We start from the raw sequence: 17,535 nt of genomic DNA, 5'->3' as shown, positions 1-17,535 counted from the left end.
AACAGATGGTCCCGAACATGAATTCGCTTTCACTCCCGGATATTGCCGCGCAGGCCACTCGCCAAGTTTTGCCCCTGGAATGGGTGGGCATGCATGGCATTGCATTGCCTGTTTCGTTGGAAGGCCAAAGTATGAGCGCCAAGGCTGATGCAGGAGTGAGTCTGGATGACGGCGAGGCACGAGGCATTCACATGTCGCGGCTGTATTTGGCTCTGGCAGCCCTCGAACAGGAACGCCTGACACCGGCTCTTTTGCATCAAGTACTCAAGCGTTTTCTGCAAAGCCACGAAGGTCTATCCAGCCGCGCCTACCTGAACATTCATACCGATTTACTGCTGAAACGCCCCGCGCTGATCAGTCTATTGGCCGGTTGGAAATCCTATCCGGTGACGATTTTGGCCAGCCTGAAAAACACGATGTTCCACGTGGAACTCAAAATTGAAGTGCCTTACTCGTCGACTTGCCCGTGCTCCGCTGCCTTGGCCCGGCAGTTGATCCAGCAACAATTCATCGACGACTTCGCCAATAAAGCACTTCAGCACGCAGACGTTCTGGCTTGGCTCGGCTCCAGCCAAGGCATCGTCGCCACTCCTCACAGCCAACGCAGCACCGCCCGACTGCATTTACACCTCGATGAGTTCATTGATGAGTTCCCTCTGAGCGCGATCATCAATGACGCCGAAGCCGCGCTCGGCACCGCCGTGCAAACCGCAGTGAAACGCGCCGATGAGCAAGCCTTCGCCCTCGCCAACGGCCAGAATCTGATGTTCTGCGAAGACGCCGCACGCCGATTGAATCTCGCGCTACGCCGCACACCCGGTGTTAACCAACTCCATCTGCGAGTAATCCACGCCGAAAGCCTGCACGCCCACGATGCTGTCGCCGAAAGCCGTTGGCAGCGTGAACAAGCATGATCCGTTGCCAATCCCTGAGTTGGGGCGCACCCGGTCAACCACTGGCCGCGCCCCTGAGTCTTGAACTCGACAGCGGCAGCCTGACCGCGATGATCGGCGCCAACGGCTGTGGCAAGAGCAGTCTGCTGAAAGTCATCGCCGGGCTGCAGAAGCCCTTGGCAGGCAAAGTCAGCCTGAGTGTTCCACGCCAAAGCGGATTGTCGTTCCTGCCCCAACAACAGCACCTCGACCGGCAATTCCCCATCAGTCTTGAAGAACTGATCGCCGCCGGTTTCTGGGGGCGGCGACTCTCAACCCAGCTGCGAACACGGCGCTTGAAAGACGCTCTCGAAAACTGGCATCTGAGCGGGCTCGAACAACGCCCACTCATGGCCTTGTCCGGTGGCGAATTGCAGCGCGCCCTACTCGCCCGTTTGAGCCTGACCGACGCCACGGTGCTATTGCTAGACGAACCCCACGCCGCACTCGATGAACTCGGTCAACAACTGCTCTGGCAGCACATCCATAACTGGCATAGCGAAGGTCGAACATTGATCGTGGTGTGTCACGACCTTGCCGCCGTGCGCCAACACATACCGCAAACTTTGCTGATCAAAAATAGCCAGTGTGTGTTCGGCGCGAGCATCGAGCTGATCCAGCAAACACCTCACACGCAGGTGGCCTGATGCTCGCCGTCAGCCACTTCTGGCAGCCGTTCAACGAGTTTGTGTTCATGCGCCGCGCCCTGCTCGGCGGCTTGGTTTTGGCATGCAGCACCGCGCCACTCGGTGTCTTTTTGATCCTGCGACGGATGAGCCTGATCGGTGACGCAGTGGCCCACGGCATCCTCCCCGGCGCGGCATTGGGTTTCTGGTTTGCCGGGTTGAGCCTGCCCGCACTCACACTCGGAGGCCTCGGCGCCGGTCTGAGCATGGCCGGCCTCGCCGCCTGGATCACCCGTCGCACCGGCCTGCGCGAAGACGCCAGTCTCGCCGCGATCTACCCGATATCTCTCGCCAGTGGTGTGCTGATTCTCGGCATCGCCGGCAAACGCCTCGACCTGCTTCACTTGCTGTTTGGCTCGGCATTGGCCGTCGACGGCCCGACCCTCACCGGCATGTTGTGGGTCTCGGGGTTCAGCCTGAGCGCCATGGCGCTGATCTACAAACCGCTGCTGCTCGACACCCTCGACCCACTGTTCCTGAGGACTGTCAGCCGCCTCGGCCCACTCGCCCACGGCGTGTTCCTGACGCTAGTGGTACTGAATTTGGTAATCGGTTTCCAGGCCATTGGCGCGCTGATGGTGGTCGGACTGATGATGCTACCCGCCGCCGCTTCGCGATTCTGGAGCCGCCGTCTGCCGATCCTGATAGCCATCGCGGCGATCATTGGCTGCCTCTCAGTCGGGTTCGGCTTGCTGCTGTCGTTCTATTACTCGCTACCGAGCGGCCCGGCCATCGTGCTGGTCGCAGGCGTTGGTTATCTGTTGTCCGTGGTGTTCGGGCCGGTGCACGGTTTACTGCGCCGCCCGCCTTTGCTCACATCCCAATGAGGTGTTTCCCGATGCGCGCTCTACTCGTGCTGTTCAGCCTGATGCTGTCGATGTCATTGTCGGCAGCGGAAAAACTGCCCGTGGTCACCAGCTTCAGCATCCTCGCCGACATGGTCCATCAGGTTGGCGGCGAGCATGTCCAGATCACCAACATGGTCGGCCCGGACGCTGACGCACACACCTACGAGCCAACACCGGACGATGCCAAAGCCCTGCTCAAGGCCAGACTGATCATCAAAAACGGGCTGGGTTTCGAGCCTTGGCTAGATCGACTGATCACCAGCACCGAGACCAAAGCCACTGTTATCAGTGCCAGCCATGGCGTGATTCCCCGTTCACTGGATGAGGACGGCGAAACCGTTCCCGACCCCCATGCCTGGCACAATCTGGCGAATGCCGAGCTGTATGTCGCCAATATCACCAAGGCGCTGGTCGCTGCGGATCCTGCGAACAAGATCGACTACGAACGCAACAGCCAAACCTATCTGAGGCAGATCTACGCCCTGCTCGCCGAAGCCAAAACAAAACTCGGTTCGCTGCCACCGGGCAACCGCAAGATCGTCACCAGCCACGATGCATTCGGTTATCTCGGCCAGGCGTACGGCATCGACTTCATGGCACCGCAAGGTCTGTCCACCGAGCGTGAACCCTCGGCCGCCGAAGTCGCTGCGCTGATCACACAGATTCGTCAGGCCAAGGTCAAAGCGGTGTTCATGGAGAACATCAAGGACACACGCCTGCTCAAACAGATCGCCGACGAAAGCGGCGCGCACATTGGTGGAACGCTCTACTCCGACGCCCTCGCCGCCAGCGGCCCTGCCAGCACTTTCACCGGCCTGTTCGAATACAACCTCAACACCCTTTACGACGCGCTGAGCCGACCATGATCCGCAAGAATCCATCAGGTGATTTACCGCAGATCGCCGAGTCGGCCTATGTCGACAAGACCGCAATCATCTGCGGCAAAGTGGTGATCGGCGAGAACGTTTTCGTCGGCCCCTATGCGGTGATCCGCGCCGACGAAGTAGACGCCTCGGGCGAGATGGAAGCGATCACCATCGGCGCCAATTCGAACATTCAGGACGGTGTGGTGATCCACTCCAAATCCGGTGCAGCGGTGACCATCGGCGAGTTCAGCTCCATCGCCCACCGCTCGATCGTCCACGGCCCCTGCGTCGTTGGCGACCGCGTGTTCATCGGCTTCAACAGCGTGTTGTTCAACTGCATCATCGGCAACGGTTGCGTGGTGCGGCACAACTCGGTGGTCGACGGTCGGGATTTGCCGGATGCCTTTTACGTACCCTCCACTACTCGCATTGGCCCAAACACCGACCTCTCGCAATTTCCACCGGTGAGTGTCAGCGCTTCGGAATTTTCCGAAGACGTGGCGCGCACCAACGTCGATCTGGTGCGCGGCTACAAAGCCTTGCAGAACGAGTTCTGAACCATGAGCAGCGTGCTGATTCGCAACGCAAGGTTAGTCAACGAAGGACGCGAGTTCGACGGGGACTTGTTGGTCAGCAATGGGCGTATCGTCAAGATTGCGCGCAGCATCGAAGGTGAAAACGCCAAGGTGGAAATCGACGCGAACGGTCAATGGCTGCTTCCCGGAATGATTGATGATCAGGTGCATTTCCGTGAGCCAGGTGCGCCGGCCAAGGGCAGCATTCACACTGAGTCGCGTGCGGCGGTTGCCGGCGGCATCACCAGTTTCATGGACATGCCCAACACCAATCCGCCCACCCTCACCCTCGAAGCGCTGGCCGACAAAAAGCGCCGGGCGGCGCTCGGTTCGGTAGCCAATTATGGCTTTCACTTTGGTGTGAGCCGGGACAACCTCGACACGGTTGCCGCGCTCAATCCGTGTGAAGTGGCCGGTGTGAAAGTGTTCATGGGGGCATCCACCGGCAACATGCTGGTGGATGATCCGCAGATTCTCGAGCGGCTGTTTGCCGAAGTCCCGACCATTCTGTTGGCCCACTGCGAACACACGCCAAGCATCGACGCCAATGCGGCCAATCTTCGAGAGCTGTTTGGCGAACGCATTCCGCCCGCCGCTCACCCACTCATCCGCAATACCGAGGCGTGTTATCGATCGTCATCGCTCGCGGTGGAACTGGCCAAACGTCACGGCACGCGCCTGCATGTTTTGCACCTGACCACGGCGCGCGAACTGGCGTTGTTCGAGGACAAACCGTTGGCGCAGAAACGCATCACCGCTGAAGTGTGTCTGCATCATTTGCTGTTCGACGACCGCGATTACCCAAGCCTTGGGAACTTGATCAAGTGCAACCCGGCGATCAAGACTCAGGCCGATCGCGATGCGTTGCGCACGGCGTTGAACAGCAATCGACTGGATGTGATCGGCAGTGACCACGCGCCACATACCTGGGAAGAAAAGCAGCAAGCTTATGCGCAGGCGCCTTCGGGATTGCCGCTGGTACAGCATGCGTTGCCAGCGTTAATGGAGCTGGTGGCGGATGAGGTTTTGCCAATCACCACACTGGTGGCGAAGACCAGCCATCGCGTCGCGGATCTGTTTGCGATTCCGGATCGGGGTTATTTACGGGAAGGGTATTGGGCGGATCTGGTGCTGGTTGAAGCACAAACGCTGAAGGTCGATCGGCAGTCGATTCTGTCGCAATGTGGATGGACACCGTTTGCCGGGCGCAGCTTTCGGCATCGGGTGAATGCGACGATTGTTTCGGGGCAAATTGCCTGGCGGGAGGGTCAGGTGAATGAGGGATGTCGCGGGTTGGTGCTGAGGTTTATGCGTTGATTCAAACCCCTGTAGGAGCTGACGAGTGAAACGAGGCTGCGATCTTTTGATCCTTTTGCAAAATCAAGATCAAAAGATCGCAGCGTCCCGCAGCTCCTACATGGAATGTTTTACGCGCGAGGCTTAACGGCGCCGCAATCCTGGCCCAACCACACCGCGCGAGTCTCCAGACTGCCCTTCTGATTGATCCCGATCGCATTGAACGTACCGTTGGCCACCGTGGTGAATTCGCGATCACTGAGGAACGTCGCCACCCCGGTGCCCTGCGCTTTCGGGCAACTAAAACGGAATTTCCACTGGTTACCGGTGCGATCGGTGATCTGCTGTTTGCAGCCCGATTGCGGGTCGGCCAATGGAATATCGTTGGTCGCCACTTGCTGCGGCGTCAGGCAGGCACGAATACCCTTGCCGCCGATATTGATCCCGTTCTTCTCCAGCGCCGCGCGCTGTTGCGGGGTCATCTGGCCTTGCAACTGGCCGAGGATCGATTGCACATCCATCGGCTGGTCATCGACCTTGACGTTGCTCGATGTCATTTCCCACAGACCCGGCTGCAGCATCTGCGCCTGAGCAACCACCGGCAAAGCCAAACCCAGACCCAGCGCCAAACCCAGCAGACGAACGTTCATCGAAAAACTCCTGATCAGTAGTGGCCGTTAGACGTCGGCCGATTGCTTCGGTTCATGCACCAATTAAATAGCGACATTCGCGACAGAACATGGTCTGTTAAGCATTGAATCTTCCGGAGCAAGGCTGCCCCATGGATTATTTTGGACCGCACATTTTCGGTTATCTGATCGCCCTGATACACACCCTCGGCTTGATCGCCGCGATTCACGCGGTGCTCACCGTGCGCACGGCTCAAGGCTCGATTGCCTGGGCATTGTCGCTGATCTTCATTCCCTACCTCACGCTTATTCCGTACCTGGTGTTCGGGCGCAGCACTTTTGATGGTTATATCAAGGCGCGACGCCAGGCCAACGAACAGATGCGTCAGGCCATCTCCGAGCTGAACTGGCGCCCGTGGGTGGAAGAAGCCCTGACCGCACGCGCGTCGAATGCCTACGCCTCGTTACGCGCGATGCCCAAACTGGGACGCATGCCGTGCCTGGCGAACAATGAAGTGCAACTGCTGATTAACGGTACTGACACGTTCGAGGCGATTTTCCAGGCCATCGATCAAGCGAAAGAAGCGGTGCTGATCCAGTTTTTTATCATTCACGATGATCGACTCGGGCAACGCTTGCGCGATCTGCTGCTGAAGAAAGCCGCTGAAGGCGTAGCGATTCATCTGCTCTACGATCGCATCGGCAGCCACGCCTTGCCCCACAGTTATGTGCAGACGCTGCGCGATGCTGGCGTCGAAGTGAAAGCCTTCGCCACGCGCAGCGGCTGGCTCAATCGCTTTCAAGTCAACTTCCGCAACCACCGCAAGATCGTCGTGGTCGACGGCGTGGTCGGTTTTGTCGGCGGGCACAACGTCGGCGATGAATACATGGGCGAGAAGCCACCGCTGGCGCCATGGCGCGATACGCATGTGAAAGTACGTGGCCCGGTGGTCGCGTGCATGCAGGAATCCTTTGCCGAAGACTGGTTCTGGGCCGCGCGCACATTGCCGCCACTGATCCTGCCTGACGAGTACCCGGATGACGGCGTACTCTGCCAATTGCTCGCCAGCGGCCCGGCGGATGCCTACGAGACCTGCTCGTTGTTCTTTGTCGAAGCCATTCATGCGGCGACCGAGCGGGTGTGGATCACCAGCCCTTATTTCATTCCCGACGAGGCCGTGTTCGCCGCATTGAGATTGGCGGTATTGCGCGGGGTCGATGTGCGTCTGCTGCTGCCGTCGCGTCCCGATCACCGCATTGTCTACGCCGCGTCGAGTCTTTACGCCTTTGAAGCTGTGCGCGCCGGTGTGCGGGTGTTCCGCTACGAACCCGGTTTCCTGCATCAGAAGGTGGTGTTGATCGACAGCGAAATCAGCGCCATCGGCAGCGCCAATCTGGATAACCGCTCGTTCCGGCTGAACTTCGAAGTGATGCTGCTGACCGTCGACAGCGCCTTCGCCGCCAGCGTTGAAAACATGCTTATCGCAGATTTCGAGCAAGCCTACGAAATCGCCAAAGAAGAAAGCCGGGAGATCCACCGCTTGCAACAAGTCGGCATGCGGATCGCCCGGCTGATTTCGCCGATTCTTTGAAGCCCTCTCCGAGAAAAGGGCTGCGCCGAGGTCAAGGGGTGTAGATGTCGTCGCGTGTCCATGGCAGTTCATGGCTGCCATCCGGATGCGCTTTCACTGCAAGGATCTGGTGCAGATTGATCCAGCCGCGAGCGAAGGCGTAAGCACAACCGGCCAAGTACAGACGCCAGATGCGCAACGCCTGATCCGGCACCAGTTTGCCGGCAGCTTCAAGGTTGTCCTCCAGCCGCTCGCTCCAGTGGTCCAGCGTACGTGCGTAATGCAGGCGCAGACTTTCGACGTCGACCACCTCCAGCCCCGCCTCGCTGATTTGCGCCGAGATCATCGCCAGGTGCGGCAATTCGCCGTTGGGGAACACGTACTTCTCGATGAAATCCCCGGCACCGCGTCCCACCGGACGGCCATCGGTATGCTTGGCGGTGATACCGTGGTTCATCACCAGACCGCCCTCCTTCACCGCGCCAAACAGGGTTTTGCAATACTCGGCGAGATTGGCGTGGCCAACGTGCTCGAACATGCCGACGCTTACTACCTTGTCGAAACGCCCGTCCTGCGGCAGATCGCGATAGTCGAGCAATTGCAGTTCGATCTGGTCTTCCAGGCCTTCGGCTTTGACCCGCTCCCGCGCCAGCTCCAGCTGTTCCTTGCTCAGCGTGATACCAAACACTTTCGCGCCGAACTCCCGCGCGGCATACCGTGCCAGCCCACCCCAGCCGCAACCGACATCGAGCAAATAGTCGCCTGGCTGCAAACGCAACTTGCGGCACAGATGGCGGAATTTGGCTTGTTGCGCCTGTTCGAGGGTTTCACTGCCCGTTTCGAAATACGCGCAGGAATACGCCATATCGCTGTCCAGCCAGAGCTGGTAGAACGCGTTGGACAAATCGTAGTGGTAGGAAATGGCTTTGGCGTCGGTTTCCTTGTCGTGCACCGAACGCACTGGCTGACTGTCGCCATCTTCGCCGAGCAAAGCGTTGCTCAATTCGTCGCAGACCCGGATGACCTCGCTGATCGAGCCCTCCAGCTCAAGCTTGCCTTCAACGAATGCCGCTCCGAGCGCATCCAGGCTTGGATGGGTGAACTGGCTGACCATCTGCGGGTCCTTGACCACGATGGTGACGCTGGGCGCCGGCCCCAGATTAAACTCATGGCCATCCCAGAGTCGCAAGCGAAGCGGAAGCTGCAGGTTCTGTAAGGCCGGTGGAAGTTGCGCGAGCATGGAAAATCCCCCTTGTTTCAGACGTCAGATCTGAGGGTAGACCATCCCAGAAAAATAGCAGGCTATCGATTTGATTAGCCTGATCTATCGTTGCAGACGCTCCAGCAAACCCTCCTGAATCCACTGTTTCAACCAGGTAACGGCTTGAAGTGGCGCGCCCTCACCATAAGTGACTGCTAACTCGGCGCACAGTTCGGCGAAAGTCCAGCCTTCGTTGAGCAAGCCATCGAGGGCCGAGGCTTGCGCCGGATCGAGGCTGCGGTAACTGCAGATCAGCTGGTTGCGCCAGATCAGACAGATCTGTGGGATGTCGAGCGCGATGCTGTCAGGGAATTCCGATTGTTCCTTTACCGAGCGCCACAATGAAAGACTATTGAAGCCGCACTCCATCCACTGCAAGGATGGCACCGGTCTGACCCGCAATTCGGGCCATTGCGCCGGGGCCAGCACGGCCATGTCCTCAAGCGTCAATGGCTCACCGGCCGGTGCATCGAAGGCCAGGGTGAAGGCCCATTCGAGCGCTATCAGCTCAGCCAGCGGCGCACTCTGCTCTGGCACCAGATGCTCGCGAACAAAACCTTCGAAGCCTTTGCCCAACCAGCGCAGGCTGTAATGCGCGGATGGGTATTGACGGATGTACGCCATGCCGAGGGCGTCGAATTCTTCATCGCCCATCCAGTGCAGGACCGTGGGGAAGTCATTGCGCAAGACTTCCAGCAACCGCGCTTTGTAAGCGTTGTGATAGATCGCCAGTCCCGTGCCGATATCCAGTGTCGGACCACCGATCAGGCTCTTGCCCAAGATCAGATTTGCGCTGACGTCTGCGTCGAGCAGGAACGATTCAAACGCCAGTTGCCACTCTTTCAGGCGCATTGCAGCCTCCCGGCCAAAACCTTATCACCCAGCCGTCGTGCCTTTTGCAGTTCATCGAGCAGTGCTTCGAAGGGCGGAAAACGATCGTCGCGTTCAAGCAACGTGGCCACCGGGCCGAAGTGTTCAAGTGTGCGTTGGTAAAGCGCCCAGACCGGATCGCTCACTGGATGGTCGTGAGTGTCGATCACGTAGTCACCATAATCGCTGTGCCCCGCCAGATGCAGCTGACGGACTTTATCGACGGGCAGGCTGCTGATGAACGTCCATGGATCGAAGCCGTGATTGCGTGAACTGACGTAGACATTGTTCACGTCCAGCAGCAACTCGCAGCCGCTTATTCGGCTCAGGACCGCGAGAAACTCCCACTCGGTGAAATCGTCCGAGGCGCCGCGCACGTAACTGGAGACGTTCTCCAGCACCAATGGACGCTGCAAGATGTCCTGAACCTGCATCACCCGAGCGGCTATGTAGTCGAGGCTTTCTTCGGTGTAAGGCAGCGGCAGCAGATCGTGTAACTGATGGGCATTGCCACGGCTCCAGCACAAATGATCGGAGATCCATGCCGGTTTGACTCGTTCGGCCAATTGCTTGAGTTGTTTGAGATAGTCCGGATCGAGGGCATGCGGCCCGCCGATGGACAACGATACGCCGTGCATCACCAGCGGATAGCGCTCGGCGATGGCGTCGAGGTAATACAGGGCCTTGCCGCCCTGCACCATGAAGTTTTCCGAGACCACTTCGAACCAGTCGACGTCCGGCGACTGCTCAAGGATCTGCTGGTAATAGGCGCTGCGCAAACCCAGGCCATAACCCAGGAATGGAATAGAGGCTGACATGCGCGGACTCCTGATAAAAAGAGGCCGCAGTGGCGCAAACCACTGCGGCGGCACTTGCCGGTCAGTTACTCACCGACCTTGCCACCTGCCTTTTCGCAAGCCGCCTGGGTCATGGCTTTGAAACCCTGGCCTTTGCAGGAACCCATGCCTTTGCAGGCGTGGTCTTTGGTTTTGCAGTCGTTCTGGCCTTTGCAGGCGTTCACGCCGTAGCAGTGAACGTTGGTATCGGCAGCCATCGCGTTGGTGGCAACACCGGCAAACATCGTGGCGGCAGCCAAAGCGAGAGCAGCACCTGCAGCAGCGGATTTGATAGTCATTTTTCTTATCCTCGGTCATCGTCAGGGGTGTCGGCTGGAAGGTTTGTTCAGTCCCGACACAGCACTAGAGAGCGCCGCCCCGACGGCGTTACAGCGGATCGAAAAATAATTTCAGAGGTCTTCCTTGAGCTTCAGTAGCGGCTCTTGAAAGCGCAGTAACCGCCCGGCGTTGCCCAATACCAGCAAGGTGCTGAGGTTATGCAGCAGCGCGGCGATCATCGCCCCGGCGGCGCCCAGCCAGCCGAATGCGGCGAATACGACGATGGCCAGCGTCCAGCCCAGACCGATGATCACGTTGACCTGCAACGTCCTGCGGCACTGACGGCTGAGGCGCACGCAGGTGCCGAGTCGGCGCAGGTCGCTACCGATCAAGACGATGTCGGCAGAGGCCAATGCGATATCCGCCCCCCCGGCGCCCATCGCCACACCGACCACGCCCGCCTTCAGCGCGAGCGAATCGTTAATGCCGTCACCGACCACCATCGGCCGGAAGCCATTGTCGATTTCCTTGAGCACGCGATTGAGTTTGTCCTCGGGCAAGGCCTGGGCCTCGACCTCATGCAAACCCACCTCTTTGGCCAGCGACTGAGCCACGCTTTGCCGATCGCCCGTGAGCAACAGTTGTCGCCCAAGGCCCAGTTCACGCAATTCACCGAGGGCAAATCGGGCTTCGGGTTTGACGCTGTCAGCGAGCAACAGCCAGGCGAGGAATTCACCGTTCAGAGCCAAACCGGCGATGGGGCCGTCATGATCGGGCACCGTGGTCGTGGTAATGCCCAGTTGCGCGAACAATTCCGGGCGACCGAGCGCCGCTTCGCCCTGCCCGGTCATGGCCACTACACCGAGGCCCTGACGCTCGTGAATATCACTCAGCGGTAGGCACTGATCCTGACTCACCAACCCTGCGAGCGCACGACTGACCGGATGACTGCTCGCCGCGCCGAGGCTGGCGGCAAGTGCCATGACTGTGGACGACTCTGCTTGCGGGCTGTTGATCGACTGCAAGCGCAACGTGCCATAAGTCAGCGTCCCGGTTTTGTCGACGACCAGCGAAGTCAGGTCGGCCAGCTCCTCAAGGAACGCCGAACTGCGGATCAGAATGCCGTGGCGTGCCGCCACCGCCACACCGGCAATCGCAGTTGCCGGGGCAGACAAGACCAACGCACACGGACAGGCGGCAACCAACACCGCGAGCATCGCTTGCGCGTCATTGGTGATGAACCAGGTCACCGCCGCCAGCAGCAACACCAGCACCATGTAACTGCCGGCATAGCGTTCGAGCAAGCGCGTGATCGGTGGCTTCGAGCGCTCGGCGTTCTGCATCAATGCGATGACTTTGCCCAGCGTCGACTCATCGCCGGTGCGAGTCACTTCGATGCGCAGCAGGCCGTCGAGGTTAATCGCGCCGCCGAACACTGCCATGCCGGCGCCCGCCTCGACTGGCACCGATTCACCGGTAATTGACGCGGTATCGAGACTGGCTTGACCGGATAACACTCGGCCGTCCGCCGGCACTCGATCACCGGCTCGCACCTCAACGGTATCACCCGCTTTCAACATGCCGTTGTCCACTTCGATGATCGTGCCGTCGGCCTGAACCTTGCGCGCATGGCTGCGCGTCAGTTGGCCAAGCGCATGAATCGCTTCCTGCGAGCCGATGACACTGCGCTCCTCAAGGACATGACCGAAGATCATGATGATCGGCAGCAACGCCGCCGTCAGCAGATCACCGGTCGCCCACGCGCCGAGCATGGCCAAGGTAATCAGTTGATCGGTGATGCCATGCAGGCTTGGATAACGCAGGCTGTACCACGCCGAACGCATCACCGGCACCGCAACCAACAAAGAGGCAAAACCGAGCAACAACTGGCTGACTCCGGTTTGCTCTGGCACCCGCCAGCGCCAGATCAGCCCCAGACCCAGCAGGCCCAGCGCAAGCATCGCTAACGTCAGTTGCCGTGCAGCGCGGCGTTGTTCGGCCGAGGACAACAGGATCGGTGCGGCGGTCGATGCAGTCATTGGCTGGCTCCCTGAATGATCAGGCGGGAATCGTCTTTCGGATCGACCGTGGTGACCGATCCGGCCTGACCGAGAATCTTCGGCATGCGCTCGCGGTAAAGACGCAGGAGCATTTGCGGGTCTGTACTCTTGGCCAGACTCGACACCGTGGCAGTGTCGGCAGAGGCTTTGGCCAAGCGTTCACCGGCCTGCGCGTGAGCGACTTGTAGTGCCCGATCGGCTTGCTCGTTGGCGGTCTGGGTGAGCTTTTCGGCATCGGTACGTGCGTTGGCCACAGCTTTGTCGGCTTGCTGACTGGCAGTCAAAACCGCGTTGAACGCACTGACCGCAGGATCGGGCAGACTCGATTGCACATCGACCCGCGCCACCTCAATCCCGATGCCTTGCCCGCTCGCCTTCAACTCGGCCAAGCGTTTGTTGATGCCCTGCACCAGATCACCACGAAGCTTTTCACGACGTTCAGCGGCTTGATTGTCAGCACCGATCAATTCAGGGCGAGCGACCAGAATGGTGTCCAGATCCCTCGCGGCAGTCAGTGCCACGGCGCTGCGGGTGACCAACCGATCGAGCGCCGGCAACACATGATCGGCCTGCAACACGAAGTCATAGGGGTCGATGACTTTGTAGAACACTCGCACATCCAGTTGCACCACCCCGGCGTCACCGGTCAATAAATAACCAGACCCGGCCAGTGCATCGCTGAGTGGTGTGGCGAAGGAAGCGACCCGGTCAGCCTTCAGCGCTTCGTCGCTGCGCAACAGATTTTCCACTCGACGCTCGATCACCCGATCCGCCGCTGGCAGCAAAACCACCTGTTCGAACGGTTGAGGCCAAGCCAACAGCAGCCCGGCGTTTTGCACGCGATCCAGGGCGCCAAAGTGCAACACCACCGCGCGATTTTGCGGGTCTATCTGCCGCACATTGGAAAACGCCCAAGCCAATGCGGCCAACACTGTCACCGCATACAGGGCGAGAAATGCCAGCCGACCGGCCTGAATCCACGGACTGTTCAGCGAATGTGTTCCACGTGGAACTTCTTCACTCATGGCTGCGATCCGGATTGACTGTCGAGTGTTGGGGGGCCGTCGACCAAAACGCGGAATGGCGCGGCGTCGGTGCGCAAGATGAGTTTTGTGTCTGGCGTAACGATGGTGCCGAGGGTATCGAGCGAGCGCAGCAAATTGTAGAGCTGCGGTGAACTGGCATACGCACGACCATAAATCTGCGCCGCTTCGACGCGAGACTGTGCCTCGATTTCTGCAGCTTTCACTGTCGCGTCAGCCTGCACAATTCGCGCATCGCGCTCAGCAGCGGAACGGATTTGCGCAGCCTCCCGTTTGCCGATAGCCGTACGCTCGGTGGCAATGGTTTCACGCTCGGCGCGCATGCGATCGACCGTGGCGGTTAGCGTCACCGACGGCAAGGTCAAACGCTCGATGCCGACTTGCACGACGCGCACACCATAGGTCGCGAGCAATTGCTGATCAATCTGCTGACGCAACTGCGCTTCGAAATCGGCGATATGCACCTGACTGGCATCGGTGTTCACCAGATTGGCCAGATCGAAGCTGCTGGCCGTGGTTTCCAGCGCCGAGCCGACAAAAGTGCGGATCTGCCGTGCCGCTTCATCTGGCTGGTTTTGCACCGCGCGCATGAAGCGCTGCACATTGTCCGGGTCACCCTGCACCTGCCACGCCACATAGGCCTGCACGATGATGCGCAAACCGTCGCGGGTGCCGACATCCTGCAAACCGCTGGACGTGGTACGCAAACGCAAATCCACCGGAATGGCGGCTTCAAACGGCGCCGGCCAGCGCCAGCTCAAACCCGGATCAAGCAACACCCGCGATGGATTACCGAAGCGGGTTATGACCGTCGCTTCACCCGAGCGCACTTGCACCAGGCTCGCTGCTGCGATGGCGAACGCCACCAGCAACACGGCCCACCCCATGCGGCGCCACGGAAAAGGCCCCGCCTCTTCCGGCGCTCCGTGGTGATGGTGATGATGCCCATGATGATGCTGATGCCCGCCGTGGCCGTGATCGTGGCCGCTGTGATCATGCGGTTCGTGAGTGTGTGACTGGCTCAATGGGCGACTCCTGGTTGAGCGGTGTTGCGCGCGGGCGTCGGGTCAGCCGGCAGCGTGAAGGTCCGCAAGTCGATGGTCGGCGCATTGCTGCTGCCTCCGAGACGATGATCGAGTACCAGCAACTTGGCCTTGCTCAGCCCTTGGCTGAGTTGACCGAGGTACTGCTCCAGCACAAAGGCTTGGCCGGCACGGGTGTAGGCTTTTTGCTCGGCGCTGAATTTCAGATCCGCCGCCTGCGCCGTGGCACTGGTTTCACGGGCATTGGCGCTGGCCTGATCGCGGGCAAGACTGGCCTGCAATTGCGCTCGATTACTTGCTTCAGCAGCAGCGCCGCGCTCGCGGGAGACCAAGGCCTGCGCGCCGATCTGTGCCGCTTGCACGCTGTGATAGGCATTGGCGGCACCGGCCGGCGGGTGAATCGCTTCAACGACCGTGGCGAGAATATCCACACCGCTGTTGAGTCGCAGCAGATCGCTTTGCACTGCGCGTCCTATCTCTTCGCCCAGCCCTACCCGATCTTTACCAAGCAAACCGTCAAGTGTGCGCGAGGCAAAGTCGTGCACCAGAATCCGGCTGGCGGTACTGCGGATCAGTGTCGGCACATCTGCACTGTTATAAGTTGCGGCCAGCGCTGCCTGATCCGTCAGGCCAATGCGATAGACGAAACGTACGTCCATGTTGACGATCTGGAAGCTCTGCTGATCGCCGCGGCGGCTGGCAATGACTTGCGACTTGTCGTTTGCGTGGCTGGCGTCCCACAAGCGATTGGCCGTCAAAGGTGGCGGGCCTTCGGCGGGATCGGCCTGTAGTGGCGCCGGGTTCTCGCCGACGCTGGTTGCCAACTCGTGCACCACGCCGTTTTCGACGATCAACACGCGACCGAGCGGCCATGGCAAACCACCGTGCAAACCAGGACTGAACACCTGGACCGGTTTGCCGAAACGCTCGTAAATGCCTCGACCTTGCAGGGGGACTTCATGGATGCCGGTAAGCAACCAACCGACCAATGCGACCAGCGCCAACACCGGCAGAAACGCCCGGCGCATGTAACTGAACGCCCAGATCTGGCGCAGATCAATGCCAAAGCGGTTGTGCAATTCATGCTGCAAGGCGAGTAACGGTTGCGGCGGCCAACGCAGCATGTCGGCGACAAAACTGCGCGCCAATAGCGTCGGTTCAAGCTGTTCGCGCCGAGGGCTAAAGACGGAGAGTACGGCGCGCAATAGCAGCTCGATCGCGACCAGTCCCGGCAAGATGCCGATCAGTACGGCAACACGCACGGGCCACACGGCATTCTCGCCAGCGAACAACAAACACAGCGCGCCGAGCACCAGACTGATGATCGCCACGCGCGCCAGTTGCGCCAATGAACCTGCTTCCGGCCATTGCGCCGGACTCTCCTGAGCCAGTTGTCGCTCAAGCACCAACAAGCCGAACGCCAGCAGTAATGCCAACGCTGCGCCCACCGTGGCGGGCAATCCAACGGCGGCGGCGGGCAACGCCAGGTTCCACACCTGTTCGATGCTCAGCGCCACCAGCAACGCCCAGCCAGCCAGCCACAGCGTTGCTGCACCGATTTGGCCAAGCACATGCAATGCATGCTGGCTGAGGCGATCCAGCAGGCGCTCGTACCACCCTTGCGGCGCAGAGAGTTCATCATCGGCAATCGGCGTCAGCGCGACAGGATTGATCACCCGCACACGCCATTGCGTCACCCACCACGCTGATTGCAGCCCGGCGACCAACACCAGCAATGCCGCGCTCTGATTGACCAGCAGCGGCAGCCATAAGGACTGCGGCGCAAACAGCCCGACAAAAAACGCCAGCACCCACCCCGTCCCGGCCATTCCACTGAGGCCGATCGCCCATCGACGCAAACGTCGACTCTGCGTGGCCGCCTGCTGAAAACGCGGCAGTCCGGTCACTGGCGTGCCATCCACCTCCAGATCAACTTGCATATCACCCCAACATCAATGGCTCGCGGTTCATATCGTTACGATATAACGAAAAGCGTGAAATATTCGTACACAATTGCGCTCATTCAAAGACGCCTAACCTGTCGCTTGCCTGAAGCCTTGACCGAAAAGCCTCGAAACGCACATATTACGTTCGTAATTTTTACCACAACGACTTTTAGCGATCCGCATCCATCCAACAGGAGCAAGCGCATGAGCAACTATGACGTAGTGATTCTGGGCGGCGGCCCCGGCGGCTATAACGCGGCGATCCGCGCTGGACAGTTGGGCCTCAAGGCCGCTTGCGTAGAAGGTCGCGCGACGCTCGGCGGCACCTGCCTGAACGTTGGATGCATGCCATCCAAAGCCTTGTTGCATGCTTCAGAGCTGTACGACGCGGCGATGGGCGCTGAATTCGCCAACCTCGGTATCGAGGTCAAACCGACCCTCAACCTCGCGCAAATGATGAAGCAGAAAGACGAGAGCGTGGCCGGCCTGACCAAAGGCATCGAGTTTCTGTTTCGCAAGAACAAGGTCGACTGGATCAAGGGCTGGGGCCACATCGACGGGCCGGGCAAAGTCACGGTGACCGACGATCAGGGCAGCAAGATCGAACTGACCGCCAAGGACATCATCATCGCCACCGGTTCCGAGCCCACTCCCCTGCCCGGCGTCGAGATCGACAACAAACGCATCCTCGACTCGACCGGTGCACTGTCGCTCAGTGAAGTGCCCAAGCATCTGGTGGTGATCGGCGCCGGGGTTATCGGCCTGGAGCTGGGCTCAGTGTGGCGGCGGCTCGG

General features: G+C 59.8%; 17 protein-coding genes. 8 read left to right on the top strand and 9 right to left on the bottom strand.

All coding sequences use genetic code 11. From position 1 onward, the window contains the following. The first annotated feature begins 17 nt into the window (after positions 1-17). Genes folE2 through ACWR1S_RS01525 form a run of 6 tightly spaced genes read left to right on the top strand, consistent with a single transcriptional unit; the run spans position 18 to position 5,224 of the window. On the top strand, positions 18-914 hold the full coding sequence (folE2, locus tag ACWR1S_RS01550) for a GTP cyclohydrolase FolE2 (protein WP_454562208.1): 897 nt from the start codon (positions 18-20) through the stop codon (positions 912-914). After that, positions 911-1,579 carry a metal ABC transporter ATP-binding protein gene (locus tag ACWR1S_RS01545; RefSeq protein WP_454562207.1) on the top strand — a complete coding sequence of 223 codons (669 nt, stop codon included), beginning with the start codon at positions 911-913 and terminating at the stop codon, positions 1,577-1,579. The genes folE2 and ACWR1S_RS01545 overlap by 4 nt, the downstream gene beginning before the upstream one ends. Beyond that, positions 1,579-2,445, top strand: coding sequence for a metal ABC transporter permease (locus ACWR1S_RS01540; protein WP_454562206.1), 867 nt, complete (start codon positions 1,579-1,581; stop codon positions 2,443-2,445). The genes ACWR1S_RS01545 and ACWR1S_RS01540 overlap by 1 nt, the downstream gene beginning before the upstream one ends. An 11-nt stretch (positions 2,446-2,456) precedes the next feature. Continuing rightward, a complete protein-coding gene (locus ACWR1S_RS01535) occupies positions 2,457-3,332 on the top strand; it encodes a metal ABC transporter substrate-binding protein (RefSeq protein WP_454562205.1) in 876 nt (291 codons plus the stop codon). Then, on the top strand, positions 3,329-3,889 hold the full coding sequence (locus ACWR1S_RS01530; RefSeq protein ID WP_454562204.1) for a gamma carbonic anhydrase family protein: 561 nt from the start codon (positions 3,329-3,331) through the stop codon (positions 3,887-3,889). Before ACWR1S_RS01535 ends, ACWR1S_RS01530 begins: the two co-directional genes overlap by 4 nt. Before the next feature lie 3 nt (positions 3,890-3,892). Further along, positions 3,893-5,224 (top strand): dihydroorotase, encoded by a 1,332-nt coding sequence (locus ACWR1S_RS01525; RefSeq protein ID WP_454562203.1) that lies wholly within the window; start codon positions 3,893-3,895, stop codon positions 5,222-5,224. A 110-nt stretch (positions 5,225-5,334) separates the two neighbouring features. On the opposite strand, the gene ACWR1S_RS01520 is transcribed toward ACWR1S_RS01525, so the two are convergent. Further along, positions 5,335-5,853: a DUF3617 domain-containing protein gene (locus tag ACWR1S_RS01520; protein WP_038359480.1), complete on the bottom strand. Its 519-nt coding sequence runs from the start codon at positions 5,851-5,853 to the stop codon at positions 5,335-5,337. A gap of 131 nt (positions 5,854-5,984) precedes the next feature. On the opposite strand from ACWR1S_RS01520, the gene cls reads away from it, so the two are divergent. Further along, on the top strand, positions 5,985-7,424 hold the full coding sequence (gene cls, locus ACWR1S_RS01515; protein WP_454562202.1) for a cardiolipin synthase: 1,440 nt from the start codon (positions 5,985-5,987) through the stop codon (positions 7,422-7,424). 31 nt (positions 7,425-7,455) lie between these two features. Here cls and cfaB read toward each other — a convergent pair whose 3' ends face one another. From cfaB to hflK (ACWR1S_RS01475), 8 genes are all read right to left on the bottom strand, one after another. Continuing rightward, positions 7,456-8,643 carry a C17 cyclopropane fatty acid synthase CfaB gene (cfaB, locus tag ACWR1S_RS01510; protein WP_454562201.1) on the bottom strand — a complete coding sequence of 396 codons (1,188 nt, stop codon included), beginning with the start codon at positions 8,641-8,643 and terminating at the stop codon, positions 7,456-7,458. An 84-nt stretch (positions 8,644-8,727) separates the two neighbouring features. Continuing rightward, a complete protein-coding gene (locus ACWR1S_RS01505) occupies positions 8,728-9,516 on the bottom strand; it encodes an HvfC/BufC family peptide modification chaperone (RefSeq protein WP_454562200.1) in 789 nt (262 codons plus the stop codon). Next, the gene (bufB, locus tag ACWR1S_RS01500) at positions 9,507-10,352 is read right to left on the bottom strand and encodes an MNIO family bufferin maturase (RefSeq protein ID WP_454562199.1); all 846 of its coding nucleotides are present in this window, start codon (positions 10,350-10,352) and stop codon (positions 9,507-9,509) included. Before bufB ends, ACWR1S_RS01505 begins: the two co-directional genes overlap by 10 nt. Positions 10,353-10,417: 65 nt before the next feature. Continuing rightward, on the bottom strand, positions 10,418-10,669 hold the full coding sequence (gene bufA2 / locus ACWR1S_RS01495; protein WP_454562198.1) for a BufA2 family periplasmic bufferin-type metallophore: 252 nt from the start codon (positions 10,667-10,669) through the stop codon (positions 10,418-10,420). Positions 10,670-10,780: 111 nt separating this feature from the next. Next, the gene (locus ACWR1S_RS01490; RefSeq protein ID WP_454562197.1) at positions 10,781-12,688 is read right to left on the bottom strand and encodes a heavy metal translocating P-type ATPase; all 1,908 of its coding nucleotides are present in this window, start codon (positions 12,686-12,688) and stop codon (positions 10,781-10,783) included. Further along, positions 12,685-13,734: a protease modulator HflK gene (hflK, locus tag ACWR1S_RS01485; RefSeq protein WP_454562196.1), complete on the bottom strand. Its 1,050-nt coding sequence runs from the start codon at positions 13,732-13,734 to the stop codon at positions 12,685-12,687. The genes ACWR1S_RS01490 and hflK (ACWR1S_RS01485) overlap by 4 nt, the downstream gene beginning before the upstream one ends. After that, positions 13,731-14,777, bottom strand: a complete 1,047-nt coding sequence (hflC, locus tag ACWR1S_RS01480; RefSeq protein WP_454562195.1) for a protease modulator HflC — start codon at positions 14,775-14,777, stop codon at positions 13,731-13,733. Before hflC ends, hflK (ACWR1S_RS01485) begins: the two co-directional genes overlap by 4 nt. Further along, positions 14,774-16,735 (bottom strand): protease modulator HflK, encoded by a 1,962-nt coding sequence (gene hflK, locus ACWR1S_RS01475; RefSeq protein WP_454562194.1) that lies wholly within the window; start codon positions 16,733-16,735, stop codon positions 14,774-14,776. The genes hflC and hflK (ACWR1S_RS01475) overlap by 4 nt, the downstream gene beginning before the upstream one ends. A 210-nt stretch (positions 16,736-16,945) precedes the next feature. Here hflK (ACWR1S_RS01475) and ACWR1S_RS01470 point away from each other — a divergent pair. After that, the coding region (locus ACWR1S_RS01470) for an FAD-dependent oxidoreductase (protein ID WP_454562193.1) at positions 16,946-17,535 on the top strand (590 nt) is incomplete at its 3' end.

The sequence above is a fragment of the Pseudomonas sp. AIG genome, assembly GCF_977020205.1.
Note: the sequence above shows the minus strand (reverse complement) of the source record. Positions and strands in the feature narration are given on the sequence as shown.